The sequence below is a fragment of the Sinorhizobium prairiense genome (assembly GCF_029201645.2).
GTDB lineage: Bacteria > Pseudomonadota > Alphaproteobacteria > Rhizobiales > Rhizobiaceae > Sinorhizobium > Sinorhizobium meliloti_A.
The window spans coordinates 418,101-441,686 of sequence record NZ_CP104133.1; the positions used below are offsets into that span (position 1 = coordinate 418,101).

At 63.8% G+C, this 23,586-nt stretch carries 21 protein-coding genes and 2 pseudogenes; 8 read left to right on the forward strand and 15 right to left on the reverse strand.

Translation table 11 applies throughout. The features are described 5' to 3' along the window. The first annotated feature begins 14 nt into the window (after positions 1 to 14). Positions 15 to 800, forward strand: coding sequence for a CoA-transferase subunit beta (locus N0Q91_RS25310; protein ID WP_275599471.1), 786 nt, complete (start codon positions 15 to 17; stop codon positions 798 to 800). Next, positions 800 to 2,002, forward strand: a complete 1,203-nt coding sequence (gene pcaF, locus N0Q91_RS25315; RefSeq protein ID WP_275599472.1) for a 3-oxoadipyl-CoA thiolase — start codon at positions 800 to 802, stop codon at positions 2,000 to 2,002. The genes N0Q91_RS25310 and pcaF overlap by 1 nt, the downstream gene beginning before the upstream one ends. Here the strand turns inward: pcaF and N0Q91_RS25320 are convergent, their stop codons facing one another. After that, entirely contained in the window at positions 2,003 to 2,287 is a 285-nt protein-coding gene (locus tag N0Q91_RS25320; protein ID WP_345774935.1) for an acylphosphatase, read from the reverse strand. A gap of 419 nt (positions 2,288 to 2,706) precedes the next feature. On the opposite strand from N0Q91_RS25320, the gene N0Q91_RS25325 reads away from it, so the two are divergent. From N0Q91_RS25325 to N0Q91_RS25335, 3 genes are all read left to right on the forward strand, one after another. Beyond that, positions 2,707 to 3,390 carry an RNA polymerase sigma factor gene (locus tag N0Q91_RS25325; RefSeq protein ID WP_018096126.1) on the forward strand — a complete coding sequence of 228 codons (684 nt, stop codon included), beginning with the start codon at positions 2,707 to 2,709 and terminating at the stop codon, positions 3,388 to 3,390. 77 nt (positions 3,391 to 3,467) lie between these two features. Then, complete coding sequence (locus tag N0Q91_RS25330) at positions 3,468 to 3,992, forward strand: DUF4142 domain-containing protein (RefSeq protein WP_275599474.1); 525 nt, start codon at positions 3,468 to 3,470, stop codon at positions 3,990 to 3,992. Positions 3,993 to 3,999: 7 nt separating this feature from the next. Beyond that, positions 4,000 to 4,317, forward strand: a complete 318-nt coding sequence (locus N0Q91_RS25335; RefSeq protein ID WP_275599475.1) for a cupredoxin domain-containing protein — start codon at positions 4,000 to 4,002, stop codon at positions 4,315 to 4,317. A gap of 51 nt (positions 4,318 to 4,368) precedes the next feature. Here N0Q91_RS25335 and N0Q91_RS25340 read toward each other — a convergent pair whose 3' ends face one another. Further along, positions 4,369 to 7,209, reverse strand: coding sequence for an FtsK/SpoIIIE domain-containing protein (locus N0Q91_RS25340; RefSeq protein ID WP_275599476.1), 2,841 nt, complete (start codon positions 7,207 to 7,209; stop codon positions 4,369 to 4,371). Between the two features lie 328 nt (positions 7,210 to 7,537). On the opposite strand from N0Q91_RS25340, the gene N0Q91_RS25345 reads away from it, so the two are divergent. Next, positions 7,538 to 7,942, forward strand: coding sequence for a DoxX family protein (locus N0Q91_RS25345; protein ID WP_102763696.1), 405 nt, complete (start codon positions 7,538 to 7,540; stop codon positions 7,940 to 7,942). 60 nt (positions 7,943 to 8,002) lie between these two features. Here the strand turns inward: N0Q91_RS25345 and N0Q91_RS25350 are convergent, their stop codons facing one another. The 5 genes from N0Q91_RS25350 to N0Q91_RS25370 are packed head-to-tail and all read right to left on the reverse strand — an operon-like array spanning position 8,003 to position 13,027. Next, positions 8,003 to 9,268, reverse strand: coding sequence for an ABC transporter substrate-binding protein (locus tag N0Q91_RS25350; RefSeq protein WP_275599477.1), 1,266 nt, complete (start codon positions 9,266 to 9,268; stop codon positions 8,003 to 8,005). 22 nt (positions 9,269 to 9,290) lie between these two features. Further along, complete coding sequence (locus tag N0Q91_RS25355) at positions 9,291 to 10,127, reverse strand: carbohydrate ABC transporter permease (RefSeq protein WP_275599478.1); 837 nt, start codon at positions 10,125 to 10,127, stop codon at positions 9,291 to 9,293. Beyond that, on the reverse strand, positions 10,124 to 11,035 hold the full coding sequence (locus N0Q91_RS25360; RefSeq protein ID WP_275599479.1) for a carbohydrate ABC transporter permease: 912 nt from the start codon (positions 11,033 to 11,035) through the stop codon (positions 10,124 to 10,126). The genes N0Q91_RS25355 and N0Q91_RS25360 overlap by 4 nt, the downstream gene beginning before the upstream one ends. Beyond that, positions 11,028 to 12,194, reverse strand: a complete 1,167-nt coding sequence (locus N0Q91_RS25365; protein ID WP_275599480.1) for an ABC transporter ATP-binding protein — start codon at positions 12,192 to 12,194, stop codon at positions 11,028 to 11,030. Before N0Q91_RS25365 ends, N0Q91_RS25360 begins: the two co-directional genes overlap by 8 nt. Next, positions 12,191 to 13,027 carry a metallophosphoesterase family protein gene (locus N0Q91_RS25370; RefSeq protein ID WP_275599481.1) on the reverse strand — a complete coding sequence of 279 codons (837 nt, stop codon included), beginning with the start codon at positions 13,025 to 13,027 and terminating at the stop codon, positions 12,191 to 12,193. Before N0Q91_RS25370 ends, N0Q91_RS25365 begins: the two co-directional genes overlap by 4 nt. A 347-nt stretch (positions 13,028 to 13,374) precedes the next feature. Here N0Q91_RS25370 and repA point away from each other — a divergent pair, with 347 nt between their 5' ends. Then, on the forward strand, positions 13,375 to 14,622 hold the full coding sequence (repA, locus tag N0Q91_RS25375) for a plasmid partitioning protein RepA (RefSeq protein WP_275599482.1): 1,248 nt from the start codon (positions 13,375 to 13,377) through the stop codon (positions 14,620 to 14,622). Between the two features lie 3 nt (positions 14,623 to 14,625). Then, the gene (gene repB, locus N0Q91_RS25380; protein WP_275599483.1) at positions 14,626 to 15,687 is read left to right on the forward strand and encodes a plasmid partitioning protein RepB; all 1,062 of its coding nucleotides are present in this window, start codon (positions 14,626 to 14,628) and stop codon (positions 15,685 to 15,687) included. Here the strand turns inward: repB and N0Q91_RS25385 are convergent. The 8 genes and pseudogenes from N0Q91_RS25385 to urtA form a co-directional block, all read right to left on the reverse strand. Beyond that, on the reverse strand, positions 15,684 to 16,670 hold the full coding sequence (locus N0Q91_RS25385; RefSeq protein ID WP_275599484.1) for a substrate-binding domain-containing protein: 987 nt from the start codon (positions 16,668 to 16,670) through the stop codon (positions 15,684 to 15,686). The two genes, repB and N0Q91_RS25385, sit on opposite strands and share 4 nt — an antisense overlap. Positions 16,671 to 16,731: 61 nt before the next feature. Continuing rightward, a pseudogene (locus N0Q91_RS25390) lies at positions 16,732 to 16,918 on the reverse strand (ABC transporter permease); the annotation flags it as partial. Between the two features lie 148 nt (positions 16,919 to 17,066). Further along, on the reverse strand, positions 17,067 to 17,495 hold the full coding sequence (locus N0Q91_RS25395) for a BRA0787 family protein (RefSeq protein ID WP_102763705.1): 429 nt from the start codon (positions 17,493 to 17,495) through the stop codon (positions 17,067 to 17,069). A gap of 366 nt (positions 17,496 to 17,861) precedes the next feature. After that, positions 17,862 to 18,557 (reverse strand): urea ABC transporter ATP-binding subunit UrtE, encoded by a 696-nt coding sequence (gene urtE / locus N0Q91_RS25400; RefSeq protein ID WP_100671186.1) that lies wholly within the window; start codon positions 18,555 to 18,557, stop codon positions 17,862 to 17,864. 18 nt (positions 18,558 to 18,575) lie between these two features. Then, a pseudogene (gene urtD, locus N0Q91_RS25405) lies at positions 18,576 to 19,327 on the reverse strand (urea ABC transporter ATP-binding protein UrtD). 5 nt (positions 19,328 to 19,332) lie between these two features. After that, positions 19,333 to 20,508, reverse strand: a complete 1,176-nt coding sequence (gene urtC / locus N0Q91_RS25410) for an urea ABC transporter permease subunit UrtC (protein WP_275599486.1) — start codon at positions 20,506 to 20,508, stop codon at positions 19,333 to 19,335. After that, on the reverse strand, positions 20,505 to 22,118 hold the full coding sequence (gene urtB, locus N0Q91_RS25415) for an urea ABC transporter permease subunit UrtB (RefSeq protein WP_275599487.1): 1,614 nt from the start codon (positions 22,116 to 22,118) through the stop codon (positions 20,505 to 20,507). The genes urtC and urtB overlap by 4 nt, the downstream gene beginning before the upstream one ends. 142 nt (positions 22,119 to 22,260) lie before the next feature. Next, complete coding sequence (gene urtA, locus N0Q91_RS25420) at positions 22,261 to 23,553, reverse strand: urea ABC transporter substrate-binding protein (protein ID WP_275599488.1); 1,293 nt, start codon at positions 23,551 to 23,553, stop codon at positions 22,261 to 22,263. Positions 23,554 to 23,586 lie beyond the last annotated feature (33 nt).

The window sequence follows — 23,586 nt, forward strand, 5'->3', positions numbered from 1 at the left end:
GGGGAAAGCGAAGAATGACTGATTTCACCCCCATAGAGATGATGACGGTCGCCGCGGCGCGCGCGCTTTCAAACGACGACGTCTGCTTCGTCGGCATCGGCGCGCCGTCAGCCGCCTGCAATGTGGCGCGGCTGACGCATGCGCCGGATATCACGCTGATCTATGAGAGCGGCACCGTCGGCACCAGGCCCGACGTACTGCCGCTCTCGATCGGCGACGGAGAGCTCTGCGATACCGCGCTTTTCACCGTCTCAGTGCCGGAAATGTTCCGCTACTGGCTCCAGGGCGGCCGGATAACCACGGGCTTTCTCGGCGGCGCGCAGATCGATCGTTTCGCCAATCTCAACACGACCGTCGTCGGCCCCTATGACCATCCCAAGGTGCGCCTGCCGGGAGGCGGCGGCGCGCCGGAAATCGCCGCCAATTGCGGCCGCATCTTCATCACCATGGCGCTGACGAAGCGCAGCTTCGTGGAGAGGCTGCCCTTCGTAACCTCCATGGGACACGGCGAAGGCGGCAATCATCGGGAGCGGCTTGGATTGACGACCAGTGGCCCGACCCGCGTCGTCACCGATCTCTGCATTCTGGAGCCAGATCCGGAGACGAAGGAATTGACCGTCGTTTCCATGCACCCCGGCGTCACCCGGGATCAGATCGCCGGAAATTGCGGCTGGCCGATCAAGTTCGCGGAAAACGTCATCGAAACACCGGCACCGACCGAGACCGAGCTTGTCGTTCTGCGCGACATCAACGCCCGCACCAAAAAAGCCCACGAGGCCGCGGGAAGAGAGGCCACCTGATGCGCGAAACCTATATCTGCGACTATATCCGCACTCCGATCGGCCGCTTCGGCGGCTCGCTCGCTTCGGTGCGCGCCGACGACCTTGGCGCCATTGCGCTGAAGGCGCTGATGGCCCGCAACAGGTCGGTCGACTGGGAAGCGGTCGATGACGTGATCTTCGGCTGCGCCAACCAGGCGGGCGAGGACAACCGCAACGTCGCGCGCATGTCGCTGCTACTTGCGGGGCTGCCCGTCGCCCTTCCCGCCACGACGATCAACCGGCTCTGCGGATCCGGCATGGATGCCGTGATTGCGGCCGCCCGGGCGATCAAATGCGGCGAGGCCGAACTGATGATCGCCGGCGGGGTCGAATCCATGTCGCGGGCGCCTTTCGTGCTGCCGAAGGCCGAGAGCGCCTTTTCGCGCAATGCCGAAATTCACGACACGACGATCGGCTGGCGCTTCGTCAATCCGCTGATGAAGGCACAATATGGGGTCGACTCAATGCCGGAGACCGGCGAGAACGTCGCCGAAGACTATAAGGTCTCGCGCGAGGACCAGGACGCTTTCGCCCTGCGCAGCCAGGCAAAGGCCGCGGCCGCCCAGACGAACGGCCGCCTTGCGAGCGAGCTCGTCCCCGTCACCATCCCCCAAAGGAAAGGCGAACCCGTCGTCGTCGACCGCGACGAGCATCCGCGCGCCACGACGATCGAAGCGCTCGCCAAACTCAAGGCACCCTTCCGGGAGGGCGGCACCGTCACCGCCGGCAACGCTTCGGGCCTCAATGACGGCGCTGCGGCGCTCATCATCGCCTCGGAGGAGGCTGCCAGAAAATATGGGCTGCGACCCATGGCCCGCATCCTCGGCGGCGCTTCGGCAGGCGTGCCGCCGCGCATCATGGGCATGGGACCGGTGCCCGCCTCGCAGAGGCTCATGACACGGCTCGGCGTGACGCAGGAGCGGTTCGACGTCATCGAACTCAACGAGGCTTTTGCCAGCCAGGCACTTGCGGTCCTGCGCGCGCTGGGAATCGCCGACGACGATCCCCGCGTCAACCGCAACGGCGGCGCCATCGCACTCGGCCATCCGCTCGGCATGTCGGGTGCGCGCATCACCGGAACGGCAGCGCTGGAGCTCGCCGAGACGGGTGGCCGCGCCGCGCTCGCCACCATGTGCATCGGCGTCGGTCAGGGCATCGCGGTGGCGCTGGAGCGGGTGTAGTTATCGTGTAATGCGAAATCCCGCGGGCGCTTCGACGGAAGAAGCCTCCTCGCTTGCGACATCGGCGACGGAAGCGCCGGGCGGCCCTTTCCAGAAATGATCCAGCATTCTGCTGACGGCGCCGTCCGGCCCGGCGATGAGGGCGGTCACCGAGCCGTCGCTCTCGTTGCGAATCCAACCGTCAAGGCCGAGCCTTTCGGCCTCCTCGCGTGTCCAGTCGCGAAAGCACACGCCCTGTACCCGTCCGGTAATTCTGACCAAAGCGGCCCTGCGGTCCTTCGTCATGGCGTTGCCCTCCTTTCCGCTTCGAATCTGGCGCAAATGGCGGCTAAGGCAAGCGTCTTCCTGACGCTTCCGGCGCGGGACCTCGGTCCCTTCTTTTATCAGCCGGAAAAAATTTCATTTTCGGCCTTGAAGATGCTGCACTGCAGCATTATTATATAACTGTCGATGGAACACTCCTCCTCCCAGTTCCATCGCGGGATCGGCAACCCTCCTCCTCCCAGTTGCCGGTCAGGATCGAAAGCCCGGCGCACCTCCTCCCGCGCCGGGCTTTCTCTTTCAGCCGAGGCGTCGAGCCAGCGCGATCCCGAATTCCGTTATCCCTGCAAGACCAGACCGCGGTAAGATCCGAAACATGGCCGGCACATAGCTGGGAACATTTCCGGAGATGGGGCATCCAATATCCGAGAAGGAGCCCGACCATGCCTATCGCTGAAACCGAGCTTTGCCTGAATGCGCCGCCACCTGCGCAGGACCTCTCCCGTTTCCGCGCGATCATGCAGGCACATAACCGCAAGCTCTACCGGATCGCCCGGAGCATCCTGCGCAACGACAGCGATGCGGAAGACGTGCTGCAGGAGGCCTATGTCCGTGCCTTCACGCGCTTTGAGGGTTTTCGCGGCGATGCGGCAATCACGACCTGGCTCGCCCGGATCGTCATCAACGAGGCGCTCGGCCGCCTGCGGAAAAAACGGCGGCTGATGAAACTTGCCGAAGATATGCGGCAGTCGCAAGAGGCGGAGATCATCGCCTTTCCCCTCAACTCAGGCATCGGCGATCCGGAAAAGACGATGGCACAGCGGCAAATCCTCGATCTCGTCGAAAGGCTGACGGACGATCTCCCGGACACCTACCGTACCGTATTCGTGCTGCGCGTCATCGAAGGGCTCGACAACGACGAGGCGGCCGCCCTGCTTGGTCTCAAGCCTGAAACGGCACGCACAAGGCTGCACCGGGCGCGCCGCATCCTGAAAGAGCAGTTGGAGCGGCAGATCGGCCCGGTTCTGCTGGATGCCTTTCCTTTTGCGGGAAAGCGCTGCGAGCGTCTGACCGAGTCCGTTCTTGCCCGCATTTCGCCTCGGTCGCCGGAAACAGACGGAAAATAGCGGGAACGCTTCGAGCCGCGAAGCATCCAAAGCATGGCGTTCAGACACGCTTTGATCTTCGAGGAAAGGAACATCCCATGACCATCAGACTGACGACCGCAACGGCCGTGATCGCCCTCCTTTTCGGCACCGGCTGGGCACTCGGCAACGACAAGCCGACCGACCCGCAGATCGCCCATATCGCCTACACTGCCGGCGTGCTCGATATCGAAGCCGCCAAACAGGCGATCGCGACGTCGAAGAACGAGACCGTCGTCGAATTTGCCGAGAGCATGCTGCGCGACCACGAGTCGGTTAACAAGCAAGCCCTCGATCTCGTCAAGAAGCTCAACGTCACGCCCGAGGACAACGATACGAGCAAGACCCTCTCGCAAGCGGCCGAGGCGAAGCGGCAGGAGCTGGCGAAGCTCAAGGGCGAGGAATTCGACAAGGCCTATATCGCGCATGAGGTCGCCTACCACAGGCAGGTCAACGGCGCGCTGGAAACGCTGCTGATACCGTCGGCTCAGAATGCAGAACTCAAATCGCTGCTCGAGACCGGGCTTAAGCTGTTCCAGGGACATCAGCAGCATGCCGAACACGTCGCGGCCGAATTGAAGTGAGACCGCGATGTTCATGACGCGAGCGGCAACTGTCTTATTTTCGATGGGAGCGGCCGTCGTGGCCACTCCTTCTCAGGCCGAAACCATCCGTGTGACGATCGATCGCCTCGTCTACCTGCCCGTGGAGATCGAGGCGAAGATGGGCGACGAGGTCGAGTGGATCAACAAGGATGCGCTCGTCCACACGGCGACCGTCAAAGGCGGTGCGGACGTGCTTCTGCCGGCGAAGAAATCCGGCCGGCTGGTGCTTCAGGAGGCGGGCAGCTTCGATTATATCTGCCGCTACCATCCCAACATGAAGGGCCACATCACCGTGCGGCCGTGACCCGCAGCTCCCTCCCGCCCGTAGGCGGAGGGAGCTGAAGCAACCGACAACTCAGTCCAGATCGTCGCTTTCCGGCTTCGGCGCATTTTCGCGGTTGCCGTAGATGATCTCGCGCTTGCCGACATGGTTCGCCGGGCCGACGAGACCGTCCTTCTCCATCCGTTCGACCAGCGAGGCGGCGCGGTTATAGCCGATGCCGAGGCGGCGCTGGATATAGGAGGTCGAGCACTTCTTGTCCCGCAGCACCACTTTCACCGCCTGATCGTAGAGCTCGTTGCCGTCTTCGGCGGCGATCGCGCTCTTGTCGAACACGGCGCCCTGATCCTCCTCGACCTCTTCCTCCTCTTCGTCCGCCGTCACCGTCTCGAGATATTCCGGACGCCCCTGCGTCTTCAGATGCGCGACCACATGCTCGACTTCCTGATCGGAAACGAACGGACCGTGGACGCGGGCAATGCGGCCGCCGCCGGCCATGTGCAGCATGTCGCCCTGGCCGAGGAGCTGTTCGGCCCCCTGCTCGCCGAGGATGGTGCGGCTGTCGATCTTTGAGGTCACCTGGAAGGAGATGCGGGTCGGGAAGTTCGCCTTGATCGTGCCGGTGATGACGTCGACCGAGGGACGCTGGGTCGCCATGATCAGGTGGATGCCGGCGGCACGCGCCATCTGCGCAAGCCGCTGGATCGCCCCTTCGATCTCCTTGCCGGCGACCATCATCAGGTCGGCCATCTCGTCGACGATGACGACGATATAGGGCATCGGCGAAAGGTCCATTTCCTGCTGCTCGAAGAGCGGCTCGCCGGTGCCCTTCTCGAAACCGGTCTGCACCGTCGCGAGGATCGGCTCGCCTTTTTCCCGCGCGGCCGCCGCGCGCTGGTTGTAGCCGTCGATGTTGCGCACACCGAGCCGCGACATCTTGCGATAGCGGTCCTCCATCTCGCGCACCGCCCATTTCAGCGCCATTACGGCCTTCTTCGGATCCGTGACGACGGGCGTCAGCAGATGCGGGATGCCGTCATAGACGGAGAGTTCGAGCATCTTCGGATCGACCATGATGAGCCGGCATTCTTCCGGCTTTAACCGGTAGAGCAGCGACAGGATCATGGTGTTGATCGCCACCGATTTGCCCGAGCCGGTGGTGCCGGCGACGAGCAGATGCGGCATCTTTGCGAGTTCGGCGATCACCGGTTCGCCGCCGATCGTCTTGCCGAGGCAGAGCGCAAGCTTGCAGCCGGTCTTCTGGAAATCGCCGGATTCGATCAGCTCGCGGAAATAGACGGTTTCGCGCGTGGCATTCGGCAGCTCGATGCCGATGACGTTGCGGCCGGGCACCACCGCGACGCGGGCAGAGAGCGCCGACATCGAGCGGGCGATATCGTCGGCCAAACCGATGACGCGGGAGGACTTGACGCCCGGCGCGGGCTCGAATTCGTAAAGGGTGACGACAGGGCCGGGGCGGACATGGATGATCTCGCCCTTGACGCCGAAATCCTCGAGCACGCTTTCGAGCAGTCCGGCATTCTGCTCGAGCTGCTCCTGCGTCATGAAGAAACCCTGGCCTTGCGGCGGCTCCTGCAGAAGTTCCTTCGAAGGAAACTCGTAGGCGTCGCCGCCCTGCAGCGGCTCGATGGCGCCGATCGGCGGCAGAGACGGCGACGAACGCTGTATCACGGCCGGCATGGTGATCGCCGCCCTGGTCACCGGCACTTCGGGAGGCGGTTCGCTTGCGGGCACGACGGCGGGCACGATGGGTTCGGCCGGTGCCGAAGCGGGTGCTTCGGCTATAACCGGGGCGGCTGTCTCGACGACGGCCGGCTCAGCGGCAAGATCCTGCGGCGCGGCCGAAGCCGGTTCGGCAGCGGCGGGCTCGGGCCGCCGGCATTCCACCACCCGGAACAGCGAGCTTATCGCCGTGGGCGGCTGCGGCCGGATCTCGACAGGCGTTGCCGCGGCGATCTCTGGTGGCGAGACCCTCGGCGCGGCTGCGACCGGCGTGCGAACGCGCGCGGCTTCCTTCACAGGTTCCGCGACAGCCGGCGGAACAGCCGCCGCTTCGAGCGGCATGAACTCGAAAAACGCAAAATCGGAGAGATAGGCCAGATGCGCTTCTGCCTGCTGGGGCACATCCTCCTCCACTCCGGCACTCCGGGGCGCAAGGTTCGCAACGGGCAGTGCACGCGGAACCACAGGCACCTCGTCCGCTACCGGCAGGGCCGATGACGTTTCAGGAGTGGCGGGCTCTTCCTCCGTCACGGCCGCGCTTTCGGTGATTGCCGGTTCGGCGGTGCCCGCTTCCGGCGCCGGCGAGCGTGCAGCGCTCCAGGAGGGCAGTTGCTGCGTCAGCACCCGGAGGAGCTCGGACGGACTGTAGGACGGCAGTTCCGTTTCGACCACCGACGGAGCGGGTTCGGCCGGTACTGCGTCCATCACCGTTTCGGGATCGGATGCTTCCGCCGCGGCTTCGTCGGCCTCAGCCCGGCTTTCTTCGGGCGCCGGCGGGTGACGCTTCATGAGTTCGCGCTCGGGCGTGCGCGTGAAGCGCACGTTCGGCGACAGGAAGAAATGGCTCTCCCAGCTCGGCTCGCCGGATAGGCCGGTGATCTCGGCAAGCGTGGGAAGCGGATCGCGCGTAGAGACGGTAACCTCGGCCGGAGCATAGGCGGAGCCATGACCGTAGAGGCGCGCGGCGCGTCCCGCATAGCCGGTCTCCTGGTCCCGATGGCCGGGCGCGCGCCGCGGCGCTTCCGGTGCTTCGAACAGATGGTCGTGAGCGGCCGCCTCAGGCGCCGAAGCGTCCGCGGAACCTTGCGCAACCGGATGCGGCTCCTCGAAATCAACCGCGTGATTTGCGTCATACAAAGCTGCAGGCGAGAAATTTGTCCGGGGAATGCGCATGGCCTGAAAACTCGAAATTCATCATCGAAGGGGCTGCCCTAGGGAATAGGAAATGAAGGTTAACAACTTCCTTCCGGGAGCCTCGCCGGAAGGGCGCCGGGCCGCCTTGAAAACCCTCCCAAGTGCCGTTCCGTGCTCGCGGCGCAAGGCTTTCCCGCGCTTTGGCGATGCAATTCCGTTCCGTTCAATTTCTGTTTCAGCTGTGGAAAATTTCCGATCCGCGGGCTCTGCATTTACAATCACGGCGCAGCGAACGCCTGCCGCCGTTCCGAAGGCCCGGAGCGGGTATGCGTTCGCGATCAGGCCATAGTGAAGAAAGGCACGTCACATGAGCGACAATCCCGCACTTCAAGGCTCCTTGGCCCTCATCGGCCGCCTGCTTCTCGCCGCCATGTTTATTCTTTCCGGCTTCGGGAAACTGGGTGATCCATCCGGCACGATCGGCTACATCGCCTCGGCGGGGCTGCCCCTGCCTCCGGTCGCCTATGCGATTGCTCTTGTCGTGGAGATCGGCGCAGGCATCCTCCTCGTCCTCGGCTATCGGGCCCGGTGGGTGGCGCTGATCCTTGCAGCCTTCACCCTGGCCTCGGCGATCGGCTTTCATACCGACTTCGCCGACCAGAACCAGATGATCCACTTCATGAAGAACCTGGCGATCACCGGCGGCTTCCTTCAGATCGCCGCCTTCGGCGCGGGTGCCTTCAGCCTGGACGGACGTACCGCCCCGGCCTGAACGGGTCCGCCTGCGGAGGATAATGATCCGCAGGCGGGCTTATGAATGGCGGTTCAAGGCTCAGCTGCGCGGCAGCAGGCTTTCGACTTCCGCGGCTGCGTCGTTCAGCGCCTCCTCGGGGGTTGCCGCCTGCTCGACGACGCGCGACAGGTTCTCGACGATCGTCTGCGTGACCTTGACGCCGTTCGTGCCCGGGAAGGCATACCACGGGATCATAACCGGCATCTGCTCGAGGCCGGCGCGGAAGAGCGGATTTTCCCTGTAGAAGTTTGCGAGATATTCCGGCGACTTCGCCGCGAGCTCGTTGTTCGGGACGTAGCCGGTACCCGGAACGACGACCGAAGCGCCATAAGGGCCGGCCGCGAACTTGGCGAACTTCCACGCAGCGTCCTGCTTGTCGGCGTCGCGCGTGAGGATCACGACCGCGTTGCCGCCGGTCGGCAGCTTGCCGTTCACCGGGTCGATCCGCGGAATGGCCGCGGTGCGCAGGTCGAACTTTTCGCCGACATTCTTGATCGTGTTGCGGAGCGCCCCGGTCGTCTGGAAGGCGAAACCGACCTTGCCCGCGACGAAGGCCTGCTCGCCGGCCTGCTTGGTGAGCACCGGCAGGCCGCCTTCCTTGACCATTCGGTCGAGAACTTCGATCGCCTTTTTGCCTTCCGGACCGTTGAAAGCGACCTTGCTCTCGTCCTCGGTCAGCATGCGGCCGCCCGCGCCGAAGAGGAGAGCGGAGAACATCCAGTCGTCGCCCTGCCAGCGGAAGTCGATCCCCTCGACGCCGTCGCCGAGCGCCTTGATCTTGCCACCGAGCGCAATCACCTCGTCCCAGGTCTTCGGCGGAGTATCCGGATCCCCGCCCGCTTTGCGCACGAGATCGGCATTGTAATACATGATCGGATTGGAGGTCGCGAAGGCAAGGCCCACCTGCTTGCCGTTGACCTGGGCGAGCTTCAGGATGTTCTCCGAGAAGCCCTGTTTGGCCATGTCGCCATCCTTGGCGATGAAGGCTCCGAGGTCGACCGGGACGTCGCGTTCGTTGAGCATGCGCAGGCGGTTGAGCCCGATGAAGGTGATGTCGGGCATTTCGGCCGTTCCGGCCTGGCGCATGATCGTCTGGATCCCCTCCTCGTAAGTTGCGGAAGGATTGGCGAAGGCGATCTTGATATCCGGATTTTCCTCCATGAACTTCTTGGAGATCGTGTCCATCACGTCCTTGAAGAAGCCGGGCATCGGATAATGCACAGTCAGCACTGTTTCGGCCCGGGCCGGTAGGGCAAGGGTCATCGACACCGCCGCGGCGGTGAGAAGTTGCGTGAAATGTTTCATGATGTTCTCCTGGTTCGACCGATCAGCCCTTGAGACCGGTCATGGTTATGCCCTCGACGAAGCGCTTCTGTGCGACGAGGAACGCGGCGACGAGGGGAAGGGTAATGATCAGCGTGGCGGCCATCAGCGCGCCGTAGTCGTCGCCGGCTTCCGCAGCGCGGAAATAGAGAAGGCCGAGCGGAGGGGTGGCGTAGTTCTGGTTGGTGACGACCACCAGCGGCCAGAACAGGTCGTTCCAGTGCGCCACCACCGAAAAGATTGCGAAGGCGGTGATCGCCGGCCAGGCATTGGGCACGACGACGCGTGCGACGATGCCGATCTCCGACATGCCGTCGAGCCGGGCGGCATGGATCAGATCATCGGGAATGGCACGGAAAAACTGCAGGAACAGGAAGATCGCGAAGACCGAGATCGAGAAGGGCGCGACGAGTGCCGTGTAGCTGTTGAGCACTGCCAGCCGGTCGAAGGCGACATAGAGCGGCAGCGCGGTCGCATGGATCGGCACGAGCAGCCCCAGCATCACCAGCACCATCATCAGGCGTGCGGCGCGGAACTTGAGTTTCGCCATGGCATAGGCGCAGGGAATGGCGACCACGACCTGAACAATAAAGATCATCGCGCAGACGATCACGCCGTTCAGAAGCAGGATCGGCATCGAGACGCGCGACAGCGCCTTGGTGAAGTTCTCGACATAGGACCATTGCTGCGGGATCAGCGACAGCGAGGAGGAAAAGATCTCGCTCTGCGCCTTGCCGGCCGTCGAGATCATGAAGATGTAAGGCGCAAGGAAGATGAGAGCGCCGAGCGACAGGAGCGTGAACCGCAGGATGCGGCCGGGAGAAAGGCTGTTTACGGTCATGCGTAATGCACCTTCCGGTCGAGAACGCGGTATTGCAGGAACATCAGGACGACGAGGATCGCGAGAAAGATCACCGTCATCGCCGAGGCATAGCCGACCCGGAGATAGACGAAGCCTTCCTGATAGATGGTGAAAAGCAGCACTTCGGAAGCCTTGTTCGGCCCGCCTTCGGTGAGCGTCTTCACCGTCTCGAAGACCTTGACGGAATTGATGATGCTGATGGTGGTGACGAAGAGCGTCGTCGGCGCGAGCATCGGCCAGGTGACGAGCCGGAACCGGTCCAGCCGGGATTTCGCGCCGTCCACCTGCGCGGCGGCATAGAGCTCGCCCGGGATCGCGGTCAGCCCGGCGAGAAACAGCACCATGTTGAAGCCCACCGACTGCCAGATGCCGATGATCGAAAGCCCGTAAAGCACGGTGCCGGAGGCGCCGAGCCAGTTCGGTCCGGGGATGCCGAGCTGTGCCAGGAAGGTGTTGATCGGCCCGATTGAGGGATGGAACAGGAATTGCCAGACCGTCGCCATTGCGACCAGAAGCGAGGCGACGGGCAGGAAATAGACGGTCCGGAAGAACGCCTTTGCGCGGGTCTCCGCCTCGATCAGGAGCGCGACGCCCAGCGCCAGCACGATCGATACCGGCGTGACGATCGCCGTATAGACGGCCGTGTTCCAGAGCGAACGGCGGAAGGTGCGGTCGCCGATCAGTTCCGCGTAGTTTTCCAACCCGACGAAACGGAAGCCGCCATAGCCGAGCTCGAAATCGGTAAAGCCGAGGAGCACGACCGCGAATGTCGGCAGCAGAATGAAGAGGAACAAGAGCACGATCGCGGGAGCGGCGAGCAACCAGGCGACCCGCGCTTCGCGCCGGTCGGCCCTCGCCATGGGCATATCGGACGCGATGCTAACCATGAGCCTTCTCCAGCGCCGCGGCGGCGGCAACTGTCTTTGCCCGCAGCCGCTCGCCCGAGGCGGCGAAGAGCATTGCCCGATCCGGTTCGATCTCGACCGACACCGGCATGCCGGTGGTAAGGGAGGAAGCTTCGGCCGGGCTGATCTTGGCGACGATCGTTTCGCCAATGGCGCCGAGACGGGCATGCACGATCACTTCGGAGCCGAGAAATTCCGTCCGCTCTACGCGCGCCATGAGGATGCCGTCCGGATTTCCGCTAAAACGGACGAATTCGGGGCGCACGGCCAGCATTACCGACGCCTCGCCCGAAGCCGGCTTCTCGCCAGCCAGCGTGAGCGGTCCGAAACGCACGATGCCCGACGGATCCATCCGCGTTTCCACCACGTTGATACGCGGCTGGCCCAGGAAGCGGGCGACCTCGACATGGGCGGGATCGTCGTAGATTTCCCTGGGCGACGCCAGTTGCAGGAGCGTGCCCCCGATCATCACCGCCACCCTGTCGGCCATGGACAGGGCCTCGGACTGGTCGTGCGTGACATAGAGCGTCGGCACGCCGGCGCGCCGGTGCAACTCGACGATCTCGCTGCGGGCATGGACCCGCAGATTCGCGTCGAGGTTGGAGAGCGGCTCGTCCATCAGGAAGACGCTAGGGCGGCGGACCATGGCGCGGGCGAGCGCCACACGCTGGCGCTGGCCGCCCGACATCTGTCCGGGTTTGCGATCGAGCAGATGGTCGATCTTGAGGGAGGACGCCATCTCGCGAACCTGCCGCTGGATGTCGGCGCGGATCTGGCGCTGACCGGGAAGAAGATTGCCGACGAACGGAAATCGCTCAGCCGCCGAAAGCCGCCGCATGGCGAGGGGTACTGCGATGTTCTGGCCGGCGGTCAGATGCGGATAAAGGGCGTAGGACTGGAACACCATGGCGACGTTGCGGTCGGCGGCTGCGACCGGGGAGACCTCGCGGCCGCCGATGACGATCTCGCCGCGATCCGCATGATCCAATCCCGCGACGATGCGGAGAAGCGTGCTCTTGCCGCAGCCGGAGGGTCCGACGAGCGCGACGAATTCGCCCTCCTCCGCTTCGAGGCTCACGCCCTTGAGGATCGCATTGCCGGCGAAGGACTTGGCGATGCCGCGGAGCGAAAGAATGCTCATCGCGCCGCTCCCACGAGCTTCTTCGCGGCCTGCGGATAGACCTCTTCCACCATGTGATCCAGGACGTAAGGCTTCAGCCCGGGCACCGCGACGATCTCGCTGTCGATGCGTCCTTCGCCCAGGTGGTGGACAACCGCGCCTACGAGGCGCTCGCCGGGCATTTCCCGCTCCAGCTTGTCGATGATGAAGGAGGTCGGCGGCGCCCATACGAGGTCGGTGCCGGCATGATGGCCTTGCCAGGCCCAGTGTAGATGACCGCTCGCATGGAGCTTGACATCGTTCTCCGCCATCAGCCCGTAAAGCCGCTGCCGCTGTTTCGGCCGCACGCTCCAATAGCCGGTATCGCCTTCCGCCGGATCGTCGACGAAAAGCGGCTTATGGGCGAAGATCGCGACGGGGCGGCCGTCGCGGCTCTCAAGTGCATCCGCCAGCCAGCGGAACTGCCTCTCCTCTTCCGCGTCGTCGAAGCCGAGAAGAAGGCTGTCGAGGCCGATGAGCCGCCAGCCACCGTGATCGGAGAACCAGAAATCCGGGCCGACGAGCCTGCGCCAGCGAGCGAGGCGGAAGGCGTTGACCTGCTGATCCGAGCCCGGCAGATGGCCGACATCGTGATTGCCGGGCACGATCAGCACCGGTACCGGCAGCCTGCGGAGGAGGTCCATCGCGAAGACGATGTCTTCCTCCTGGTCCGCGCCGTCGACCGTAAGGTCGCCCGTATGCACGACGACGTCGGCGCCGATCGTCTCGATCCAGCGGACAACGGGTTCCCAATTGTCGTTGAAATGGGATTTTGTCGGGCTGAAATGGGTATCGCTGATCTGCACGATCCTCATGGGAGCATGGCCTCCGGCGCGTGTTGACAGGGGCGACATGCATGAGAGGCCGTACCCCGCTCAGCGCCGCTTTGGCGCTCTCTTTAAGGGGCTCCCATGTCAGTTTGGTAACAGGCTTTCTCAGTTGTTTTTCAGTTTCTCCATGAAAGTTTCAATCTTCAGCCTATCGCTTTGCCGAGCGCGCGCTCCGAAAAATGGTTGACGCGAATCAGAGGATGAATCATTCCTCTAACGGAATAGACCGCATATTTCGCATTTCGGCGTAGCTCAGTGATTACCTGTTAGGAAATGCGGCAGGCGCATCTGCACGGCGGCGAGGCGCTATGCGGGCACGAGGAGTTTAGACCATGGATATGATGACGGCAGGAGCGACCGGCGGGGCATTGCGCAAACCGGCAGACGAGGCTATCGCCGCCGACGCGCGGGCGCTTTCCGAACAGCTGAAGGCGATGCGAGACCGGCTCTTTGCGCCGACGGCGAGGAAGACGCTCCGGAGCTTCACCTCCGGCGAGGCAGCCAAGCTCATCGGGGTTTCCGACGGATACTTGCGCCAGCTGTCGCTGGCTGGCGAGGGACCGCAGCCCGACACCGGAGCCGGCGGACGACGCTCCTATTCGCTCTCCGATATCAACGCGCTGCGTCGGCATCTGGCCGAACAGGCGATTGCCAAAGGCAATGGCGCCAAGGCGCGCGGTTATCTCAAATGGCGCGATGCCGCGAGAAGCGAGCATCTGCAAGTGATCTCGGTTACCAACTTCAAGGGCGGCTCCGGCAAGACGACCTCATCGGTCCATCTCGCACAATATCTCGCTCTGACCGGGCACCGGGTGCTCGCGGTGGACCTCGACCCACAGGCATCGCTTTCGGCGCTGTTCGGCTACCAGCCGGAACTGGACCTGACCGGCAACGATACGCTCTACGGCGCAATCCGTTACGACGCCGAGGCGCGGCCACTGAAGGATATCATCCGCAAGACCTATTTCGACGGGCTCGACCTGGTCCCGGGCAACCTCGAACTGCAGGAGTTCGAACACACGACGCCGCAGGCGCTCAGTGCGCGGCAGAGCGGTGCCGATGCGGGGCCGCTCTTCTTCGCACGGGTGCAGGCGGCGCTGACAAGCGTCGCCGACGACTATGACGTCGTCGTCATCGACTGCCCGCCGCAGCTCGGCTACCTGACGCTCTCGGCGCTCTGCGCTTCGACGTCGGTCATCGTCACCGTGCATCCGCAGATGCTCGACGTCGCATCGATGAACCAGTTCCTCTACATGACTTCGGACCTGCTCAGCGTCGTGCGCGAGGCCGGCGGCGAGCTCAATTTCGATTTCCTGCGTTATCTCGTCACCCGCTTCGAGCCGAATGACGGGCCGCAGGCCCAGATCGTCGGCTTCATGCGCTCGCTCTTCGGCGACCGGGTTCTGACCTCCGCGATGGTAAAATCGACCGCGATCTCGGATGCAGGTCTCACCAAGCAGACGCTCTACGAGGTCGGCCGGGAGAATTTCACCCGCGCGACCTATGACCGCGCGATCGAATCGCTGAACGCGGTCAACGGCGAGATCGAGGCTCTCATTCACGCGGCATGGGGGCGCTGAGTCATGGCTGGCAACAACCGGAAAAACGAATTGCGGGCGCTGTTTTCGGGAAGCGCGCCTGCCGGCGATCAGCAAGCCCCCGCCGAAGCGGCGCCGGCCGAGTTGACACCTGTCAACGCCAGGCCCGCCACCCCGCTCGATGCGCCCCGTGCGGCTTCCGGCGCAGTGAAGGCAATGGGGCTTTCTCTCGGCAGCATCACCCGCGAGGCCGAGGAAGCACGGGTGCTCAGGGAGGCGTTGACCCAGGGAGAACGTGTCGTTTCGCTCGATCCGGCTTTGGTCGAAAGCTCCTTCGTCGAGGATCGGCTGACCGATGGCGAGGTAGACGATGCGGATTTCCTCGCGCTCGTCGAGAGCATTCGCGAGAACGGCCAGCAATCGCCGATCCTCGTGCGGCCGCACCCGGAAAAGCGTGGCCATTACCAGACCGCCTACGGCCACCGGCGCCTGAAGGCGGTGCGCCGGCTCGAGCTCCAGGTAAAGGCGATCGTCCGGACGCTGACCGATGACGAGCTCGTGCTTGCCCAAGGCAAGGAAAATGCCGAGCGGCGCAACCTTTCCTTCATCGAACGGGCGCTTTTCGCCGCTGCGCTCGTAGCGCGCGGCTTCGACCGCAAGGTGATCGGCGATGCGCTCGCGGTGCAGAAAAGCGAGCTTTCGCGCCTCCTGCAGGTGGCGGACGGCGTGCCGCACGAAGTCGCCCGCGCCATCGGCCCGGCGCCGAAGGCCGGACGCGAGCGCTGGATGGCGATCGGGACGCTGCTTGAAAGGCAAGAGGCGCGCGCCAGAGCCCAGGACGAGATCGCTTCGCCACGCTTCCGCGCCGTCGATTCAGACCAGCGCTTTCAGCTCGTCTTCAATCGCCTGTCGCAAAGCGACAAGCCGGAACCGGAAAAGCCGGAGGAGCTGAAAGATGCTAAGGGGCGGGTCTTCGCGCGGCTGAAGCGTGACGGCAAAGCACCAAGGATCGAGTTCCTGCCCGGCACCCATCCGGCCGTCGTCCAGGAAGCCGTGTCGATGCTCGCCAAGTGGCATGCTGCCTTCGTCGAGAATCGGAAGACTTAGCCCGCCATCCTCACCGTCTCGCCGGGATAAAGCCGGTAGTTGAGGCAAAGGTGGCGGCATTGCACGCTGTTTTCAGCGATGTCGAGCAGCATGGCGGCCGCGGCGACACCCATGTCCGCATCCGGCATCGCCACGGTCGTGAGCGACGGCTTCATCAGCCGGCCGATCGCGATTCCGTCGAAACCGGCGACGGAAACGTCTTCGGGAACGGAGAGGCCTTCGCGCCGGAGCGCGGCGATCACCCCCAGCGCCAGGAGGTCGTTGGATGCGACAATCGCCGTTGGCGCATGCTTTTCGATGGCCTGGGAAAGCTCCAGATCTTGGTAGCCGTCGACGAAGGGGATTTGGAGCGCCGGAAGTGCCGAATACCCGCCGTCCCGCATCGCCGCTGAATGGCCGGCGTAGCGCAGGTGCGCGCGGTCGGACGAGGCGAAATAGCCTGAGACGAACTGGATGCGGCGGTGGCGATGGGCGAGAATGTGTTTGGTGATCTCGTATCCTGCCCGGTAATTGTCGACGGTCACGGCGGCTGGAAAACGCGGGACCGGCCGATTGTTGAGAAGGATCGTCGGCGGCAGCGCGGCCGAGAGCGCCTCGCTGGTCTCGGCGTTGCAGAGGGTCAGAATGAGCCCGGTCGGGCGCTGCTCCAGAAGTGCAGCGACGGCGCGGACTTCCGCCGAACAATCGTAGTTCGATTGGGCGATCAGAACGACATGCGACGCGGTCTGCATGCGGTGCTGTATGCCCGCCAGCGACGCCGCGAAGACCGGGTTGGTCACGCTCGGCACCAGCACGCCGACGACCGGGCGGCTGCGCCCGCTATTTGCGCCCGCGGAAGGCACCGGCCTGTAGCCGAGTTCGGCAGCTGCGCGGCGCACGCGGCGCACCATTTCGCCGCTCGCCGGCCCCTCGCCCCGCAAGACGCGTGAGACCGTCGCCAGCGAGCAGCCGGCATGAAAAGCTATCTGTTGCAGCGTCGCCATCCGCCGACGCCCTATCGCGGTTTCATGACAGCGGATTGAAGGTGCCGGCTTATGAAGGGCTCTAGCGGCTCGGCGGCGCGGGTCCGTAAAGCAGGAGCGTGATCAGGATGACGCCTGCTGCCGTGCCGAGATCGGAGTCCCGCCGCCAGGGATCGACGTGCCTCCGAGCACGACCGCCGCAGTCGACGGCAGGTGATATGCGTCCCCATCGCCTGGGCCGCCTTGGACGCATAGCCTGCGAGCAGCACGAACGAAGCACACCGACGCAAATGGCGCCAAAGGCACCCGGATAGCCGAGGCCGGCAGCGGCGACGGCAGGCGCGACCGGCGGGGGACTGCGCAGCACGGCCGCAACGATGACCATATCGGGCATCGCCACGGTCGCGGGCGGTGGCTTTATAAGCGTGCCGATCGAGATCCCGCCGAATCCGGCGATGGCGACGGAACGGAATGCATCGGATGGCTGAAGCGGTCGGCAAAGGCCTCGATGGAGCCGCGCCCGAAGCGTCTCAAGCGCCGCCGCACCAGAATGGACATGACCCGGGCGGCGGTCGAGAAGGTCATTGCGTCCAGCGGTCCGGCGCCGCTCCAGGGTTTCGTCAGCCGATCGGTGACTATACCGATCATATTGGCCGGCATGAGGTCCGTGCAGGGTCTCATCCATTCGAAAACGGCACTGACCGGAAGCACCTTGTCCTCGAAGGAAACGATGGGTTCGGGCATGCCCTCCTCCCAATCGTCATAGGCTTCGAGGGCGTCCTTGAAGAGCGTCTGGAGCGTAATGGGGGCGTGCCCTTCGTGAAGGGCGGGCAGGAAATTCGTCATTAGGGTCTCCTCCGATTGGATAGGCCGGAAACGCGAAATGGCCAATTCTGTCAGCGGGATGTGATTGCGAAACTCGCCACGGCACCATGTTTCGTCCGGAGACATGGAACGCGCCGTGACACTTTGAACTGCTGCATGGGCTAACCCTTCGACCGCCTCCGGTCGAAGAACCACGCAGGAGCAATCATCGAACATGCATGTGCAGTATGGGTCAAAGCGCTTGAGCGGGCAAACGCAATCCACAAAAGAAGTGGATTTTTCCGTCGCCCGCAGGCGACGCTGAGATCAGGTCTTCGGTCCAAACCATTGACTTTGCCGGCTATTTTCGGGTCTGTGGAAAACCGCGCGCAGGCTCGTTATGCGGGTTCAAACGGTTAGATGCCGGCGCGCCTGCGGCGTGTCGAGCGTCTCCGGCGGCCCCTCATGCACGAAAGCCCCGCGGTCCATGATATAGACGTGGTCGGCAAGCTCACGACAGAAATCGAGATATTGCTCCACGAGCAGGATCGCCATGCCGGTCGAATCCCGCAAATATTTGATCGCGCGGCCGATGTCCTTGATGATCGACGGCTGGATACCCTCGGTCGGCTCGTCCAGCACCAGGATTTTCGGGCGTGTCACGAGCGCGCGGGCGATCGCAAGCTGCTGCTGCTGGCCGCCCGAAAGGTCGCCGCCCCGCCGGCCGAGCATCGTCTGAAGCACCGGAAACAGGCTGAAGATATCGTCGGGGATCGAGCGTTGAGCCCGCCTCAGCGGAGCGAAGCCGGTTTCGAGATTCTCCTTCACCGTCAGCAGGGGAAATATCTCGCGGCCCTGCGGCACGTAGCCGACGCCCTGCTTGGCGCGTCGGAAGGGCGCCATGCCGTCGAGCGGCGTGCCGTTGAAAGAGATCGTGCCGCTCGTCACCGCATGCTGTCCGGTGACGGCCCTGAGCAGGCTCGACTTGCCGACGCCGTTGCGGCCGAGCACGCAGGTGATCTTGCCCATCTCCGCCTTGAACGAGACGTCGCGAAGCGCCTGGGCGGCGCCGTAATGCAGGCTGACGTTTTCGACGTTCAGCATCGGTTCAATTCCTTCCGCTCATCGGCCGAGATAGTTCTCGATCACCTTCGGATCGTTGCTGACGAAATCGATCGAGCCTTCCGCAAGCACCGAGCCTTCCGCAAGGCAGGTGACCTTGACGCCGAGATCGCGGATGAAGCCCATGTCGTGCTCGACGACGATCACCGAGCGCGTCCTGGCGATTTCCTTGAGGAGGATCGCGGTCTCCGCCGTCTCCGCATCGGTCATCCCGGCCACCGGCTCGTCCACGAGCAGGAGTTCCGGTTCCTGGGCGAGCAGCATGCCGATCTCCAGCCATTGCTTCTGACCATGCGAGAGATTGGCGGCGAGTTCGTCCCGACGCGCCGCGAGCCGCACCGTCGAAAGGATCTCCTCGATGCGGCTCTCGTCCTCTCTCGTGAGCCGATAGAACAGCGTCGCGAAGACGCCGCGGCTGCGGTTCAGCGCCAGCTCCAGATTGTCCCAGACGGTATGGTTCTCGAAGACGGTGGGCTTCTGGAACTTGCGGCCGATGCCGAGCTCGGCGATTGCCGCTTCGTCCCTCCTGGTGAGGTCGATGTCGCCCTTGAAGAAGACCTCGCCCTCATCCGGCCGTGTCTTGCCGGTGATGATGTCCATCATCGTCGTCTTGCCGGCGCCATTGGGGCCGATGATGGCGCGCAATTCCCCGGCTCCACGACGAAGGAGAGCGAGTTCAGCGCCTTGAAACCATCGAAGGAGACGGAGACGCCATCGAGATAGAGCAGGTTCCTGGGCTTCTTTCCGGTCATGGCGATCACTCCGCGGCCATCGTTTCGGCGGCCGCAAGGGTCGCCGCTTTTTCGCTCTCCCTTTCCTTCCGGGCCGCCGCGTGGGAAGCGCGCCGGCTTGCCAGATAGTTCTGCGCCGTGCCGACCACGCCCTTCGGCAGGAAAAGCGTGACGAGGACGAAGAGGCCGCCGAGCGCAAAGAGCCAGAATTCGGGGAAGGCGGCGGTGAAGATGCTTTTTCCGCCGTTGACTAGGATCGCGCCGACGATCGGTCCGATCAGCGTGCCGCGCCCGCCGACCGCCGTCCATATGACCACCTCGATCGAATTGGCGGGAGCGAACTCGCCCGGATTGATGATGCCGACCTGCGGTACGTAGAGCGCGCCGGCGACGCCTGCCATCATGGCCGAGACCGTGAAGGCGAAGAGCTTCATGTGCTCGACGCGATAGCCGAGGAAGCGGGTGCGGCTTTCCGCGTCGCGCAGCGCCACCAGCACCTTTCCGAATTTCGAGCGGACGATGCCCGAGGTGACGATGAGCGAAACGGCGAGCGCCAGCGCGGAGGCGGCGAAAAGCGCCGCACGCGTTCCGTCTGCCTGGATGTTGAAGCCCAGGATGTCCTTGAAATCCGTGAGCCCGTTATTGCCGCCGAAACCCATGTCGTTGCGGAAGAAGGCGAGCAGCAGCGCATAGGTCATCGCCTGGGTGATGATCGAGAGATAGACCCCGTTGACGCGCGATCGGAAGGCGAACCAGCCGAAGACGAAGGCAAGGAGGCCCGGCACCAGCACCACCATCAGCGCCGCGAACCAGAACATGTCGAAGCCGTGCCAGAACCAGGGCAGCTCCTTCCAGTTGAGAAAGACCATGAAGTCCGGCAGCAGCGGATTGCCGTAGGAGCCGCGTGAACCGATCTGGCGCATCAGATACATGCCCATGGCATAGCCCCCGAGCGCGAAGAAGGCAGCGTGCCCGAGCGAGAGAATGCCGCAGAAACCCCAGACGAGATCGAGCGCCAGAGCCAGGAGCGCATAGGTCAGGTACTTGCCGAAGAGTGAAACCAGATAGGTCGGCACATGCAGCGGGTGGTCCGGGGCGGTCAGGAGGTTGAGCGCGGGAACGGTGACGGCCAGTGCCAGCAGGATCGCGACGGCCGTGACGATGGTCCGATCCAGCGATTTGACGAGAAACGAGGTGATCATGCTTCCACCGCCCGGCCCTTGAGTGCGAAGAGCCCCCGCGGCCGCTTCTGGATGAAGAGGATGATCAGCACGAGCACGAGGATCTTGCCGAGCACGGCGCCGGCATAGGGCTCGAGGAACTTGTTGAGGATGCCGAGCGAGAAGGCGCCGACAAGCGTTCCCCAGAGATTGCCGACGCCGCCGAAGACCACGACCATGAAGCTGTCGATGATGTAACCCTGCCCGAGGTTCGGCGAGACGTTGTCGATCTGCGAAAGCGCCACACCCGCAATGCCCGCAATGCCGGAGCCGAGCGCGAAGGTCAGCGCATCGACCCAGGGCGTGCGGATGCCCATGGAGGAGGCCATGCGCCGGTTTTGCGTTACGGCGCGCATCTGCAGGCCCATCGGCGTCTTCTTGAGCAGAAAGAGAAGTGCTGCAAACACGGCAAGCGCAAAGACGATGATCCAGAGGCGGTTCCAGGTGATCGCCAGTCCGCCGATCTCGAAGGCGCCGGACATCCAGGACGGATTGCCGACTTCGCGGTTGGTGGGGCCGAAGATCGTCCGCACCGTCTGCTGCAGGATGAGCGATATGCCCCAGGTGGCAAGCAGCGTTTCGAGCGGGCGACCGTAGAGGAAGCGGATGACGCCGCGTTCCAGTGCGAGGCCCACGGCGCCTGTGGCAAGAAAGGCGAGCGGCAGCGCGATCGCCAGGGACCAATCGAAAAGATGAGGAAAGGAGGTGCGCACGACATCTTGAACGAGGAATGTCGTGTAAGCGCCGAGCATCACCATCTCGCCATGCGCCATGTTGATGATGCCCATGACTCCGAAGGTGATGGCGAGGCCGATCGCCGCAAGCAGCAGCACCGAGCCCAGCGACAGGCCGTACCATATGTTCTGGCCCGCATTCCAGAAGGCTTGCGCCTGTTCGATGCTGGCGAGCGCCGCCTCGATGTCCGGCTTCAGGCTTTCGTCGGCGGAGCCGAGCGCGGCAGAAAGGATCGGCAGCGCCTCGCGCCCGCCGCTTTCCTCCAGCAGCCTCACCGCGTCCTTCTTCTCCTCGACCGGCCGGTCGGAAAGAAGAAGCATCGTGGCGCGCGCCTGTTCGAGGACCGCGCGAACGGCTCCGTCCTTCTCGGCAGCCAGCGCGTTCTCGATGGCGCCAAGCGCGTCGGGATCGGGCGATTGCAGCACCGACTGCGCAGCCCTGAGCCGCTGATTTCGATCGGGACTGAGGAGCGTCAGGCTGCCGAGGGCGGTGCGCACGGCGCGCCGCACGCTGTTGTTCACCCTGATCTTCGAAAGTGCCGCCTTCGGCGCTTCGCCGGCGCTGTCGCCGGAGATCGGATCCGTGAGGGTCAGGTTCGAACCGCTCTCCTTCGTCAGGAAGACCTGGCCGTCCGCTTTGCGGGCATAGAGCCCGCCTTCACCGAGCGCCTCGAGGATGGCGACGGCTTCGGGCTTTCCGGTTCTTGCCAGTGCCGCGATGTGTTCGTCCATCTCGGACAGCTTCGCCTCGCCGAGCGCGTTCACCAGATCGCGCAGTCCCTCTTCCGCGCGAAGCCCCGGAGCCATCGCAATGAAGAAGAACAGGGCAGCCAGCACGGTTTGGATGATGCGGTACATTCGTCTCTCGCCTTGCAGTCCTCCGTCCGAAGGGACGCATTCGGACGGAGGGGATTTCGAGCTAGCGGTGCGTCATGAAAAGAGGCGTCTGGGGGAGCGACCCGACCCGGGACGCTTCCTTAGCAAGTCTTTCGTCATGAAATCAGGAACCCTTGCCGCCGCACTTGCCGGTGGCCACATTGAAGTTGCCGCAGGACATGGGCGCGCGCCAATCGGAGATCAGGTCCTTCGAGTCCGGCAGGTAGTCCGACCATTCGTCGCCGACGACGAGGCCGGGCGTTTCCCAGACAGTTTCGAACTGGCCGTCGGACTGGATCTCGCCGATCAGCACGGGCTTGGTGATGTGGTGGTTCGGCATCATCGTCGAATAGCCGCCCGAAAGGTTCGGTACCGAGACCCCGATCATGGCGTCGAGCACGGCATCGGTATCCGTGGTGCCGGCCTTCTCGACCGCCTTCAGCCACATGTTGAAGCCGATATAATGGGCTTCCATCGGGTCGTTGGTCACCCGCTTGTCGTTCTTGGTGTAGGCCTGCCAGGTCTCGATGAACTCGGCATTGGCCGGGTTGTCGACCGACTGGAAATAGTTCCAGGCAGCGAGGTGTCCGACGAGAGGCCCGGTATCGAGGCCGGCAAGTTCCTCCTCGCCGACAGAGAAGGCGACGACCGGGATGTCCTCGGCCTTGAGCCCCTGATTGGCAAGCTCCTTGTAGAACGGCACGTTGGCGTCGCCGTTGATTGTCGAGACGACCGCGGTCTTCTTGCCGGCCGAGCCGAACTTCTTGATGTCGGAAACGATCGTCTGCCAGTCGGAATGGCCGAAAGGCGTGTAGTTGATCATGATGTCCTCGGGCGCGACGCCCTTGGAGATCAGGTAGGCCTCGAGGATCTTGTTGGTCGTGCGCGGATAGACGTAATCGGTGCCGGCGAGCACCCAGCGCTCGACTTCCTCGTTCTCCATCAGATAGTCGACGGCCGGAATAGCCTGCTGATTGGGAGCGGCGCCCGTATAGAAGACGTTGCGCTGGCTTTCCTCGCCCTCGTACTGGACCGGATAGAAGAGGATGGAATTCAGCTCTTCGAAGACCGGCAGCACGGATTTGCGCGACACCGACGTCCAGCAGCCGAAGACGGCGGACACCTTGTCGACGGAGACGAGCTCGCGCGCCTTTTCGGCAAAGAGCGGCCAGTCCGAGGCCGGGTCGACGACGACCGCTTCCAGCTTCTTGCCGAGCAGGCCGCCCTTCTTGTTCTGCTCCTCGATCAGCATCAGCATGGCGTCCTTGAGCGTCGTTTCGGAGATCGCCATGGTGCCGGAAAGCGAATGCAGGATGCCGACCTTGATCGTGTCGTCGGCCGCAAAGGCGCCGTTGAACGCCGTCGTCGAAAGGACGGCAGCGAGAAATGCGCCGGTGACGCGTGCCCTGATAGTCATCTGATTGAACCCCCTTGTTCTGATCGCCGCAAG

Coding starts and splice junctions, on each gene's coding strand:
- N0Q91_RS25350 (WP_275599477.1), bottom strand. CDS start 9,268: ATGAAACATTTCACGCAACTTCTCACCGCCGCGGCGGTGTCGATGACC.
- N0Q91_RS25340 (WP_275599476.1), bottom strand. CDS start 7,209: ATGCGCATTCCCCGGACAAATTTCTCGCCTGCAGCTTTGTATGACGCA.
- N0Q91_RS25395 (WP_102763705.1), bottom strand. CDS start 17,495: ATGACGAATTTCCTGCCCGCCCTTCACGAAGGGCACGCCCCCATTACG.
- N0Q91_RS25370 (WP_275599481.1), bottom strand. CDS start 13,027: ATGAGGATCGTGCAGATCAGCGATACCCATTTCAGCCCGACAAAATCC.
- N0Q91_RS25385 (WP_275599484.1), bottom strand. CDS start 16,670: ATGGCGACGCTGCAACAGATAGCTTTTCATGCCGGCTGCTCGCTGGCG.
- N0Q91_RS25325 (WP_018096126.1), top strand. CDS start 2,707: ATGCCTATCGCTGAAACCGAGCTTTGCCTGAATGCGCCGCCACCTGCG.
- N0Q91_RS25345 (WP_102763696.1), top strand. CDS start 7,538: ATGAGCGACAATCCCGCACTTCAAGGCTCCTTGGCCCTCATCGGCCGC.
- N0Q91_RS25320 (WP_345774935.1), bottom strand. CDS start 2,287: ATGACGAAGGACCGCAGGGCCGCTTTGGTCAGAATTACCGGACGGGTA.
- N0Q91_RS25360 (WP_275599479.1), bottom strand. CDS start 11,035: ATGGTTAGCATCGCGTCCGATATGCCCATGGCGAGGGCCGACCGGCGC.
- N0Q91_RS25365 (WP_275599480.1), bottom strand. CDS start 12,194: ATGAGCATTCTTTCGCTCCGCGGCATCGCCAAGTCCTTCGCCGGCAAT.
- N0Q91_RS25330 (WP_275599474.1), top strand. CDS start 3,468: ATGACCATCAGACTGACGACCGCAACGGCCGTGATCGCCCTCCTTTTC.
- repB (WP_275599483.1), top strand. CDS start 14,626: ATGGCTGGCAACAACCGGAAAAACGAATTGCGGGCGCTGTTTTCGGGA.
- N0Q91_RS25335 (WP_275599475.1), top strand. CDS start 4,000: ATGTTCATGACGCGAGCGGCAACTGTCTTATTTTCGATGGGAGCGGCC.
- urtB (WP_275599487.1), bottom strand. CDS start 22,118: ATGTACCGCATCATCCAAACCGTGCTGGCTGCCCTGTTCTTCTTCATT.
- urtC (WP_275599486.1), bottom strand. CDS start 20,508: ATGATCACCTCGTTTCTCGTCAAATCGCTGGATCGGACCATCGTCACG.
- N0Q91_RS25310 (WP_275599471.1), top strand. CDS start 15: ATGACTGATTTCACCCCCATAGAGATGATGACGGTCGCCGCGGCGCGC.
- repA (WP_275599482.1), top strand. CDS start 13,375: ATGGATATGATGACGGCAGGAGCGACCGGCGGGGCATTGCGCAAACCG.
- urtE (WP_100671186.1), bottom strand. CDS start 18,557: ATGCTGAACGTCGAAAACGTCAGCCTGCATTACGGCGCCGCCCAGGCG.
- N0Q91_RS25355 (WP_275599478.1), bottom strand. CDS start 10,127: ATGACCGTAAACAGCCTTTCTCCCGGCCGCATCCTGCGGTTCACGCTC.
- pcaF (WP_275599472.1), top strand. CDS start 800: ATGCGCGAAACCTATATCTGCGACTATATCCGCACTCCGATCGGCCGC.
- urtA (WP_275599488.1), bottom strand. CDS start 23,553: ATGACTATCAGGGCACGCGTCACCGGCGCATTTCTCGCTGCCGTCCTT.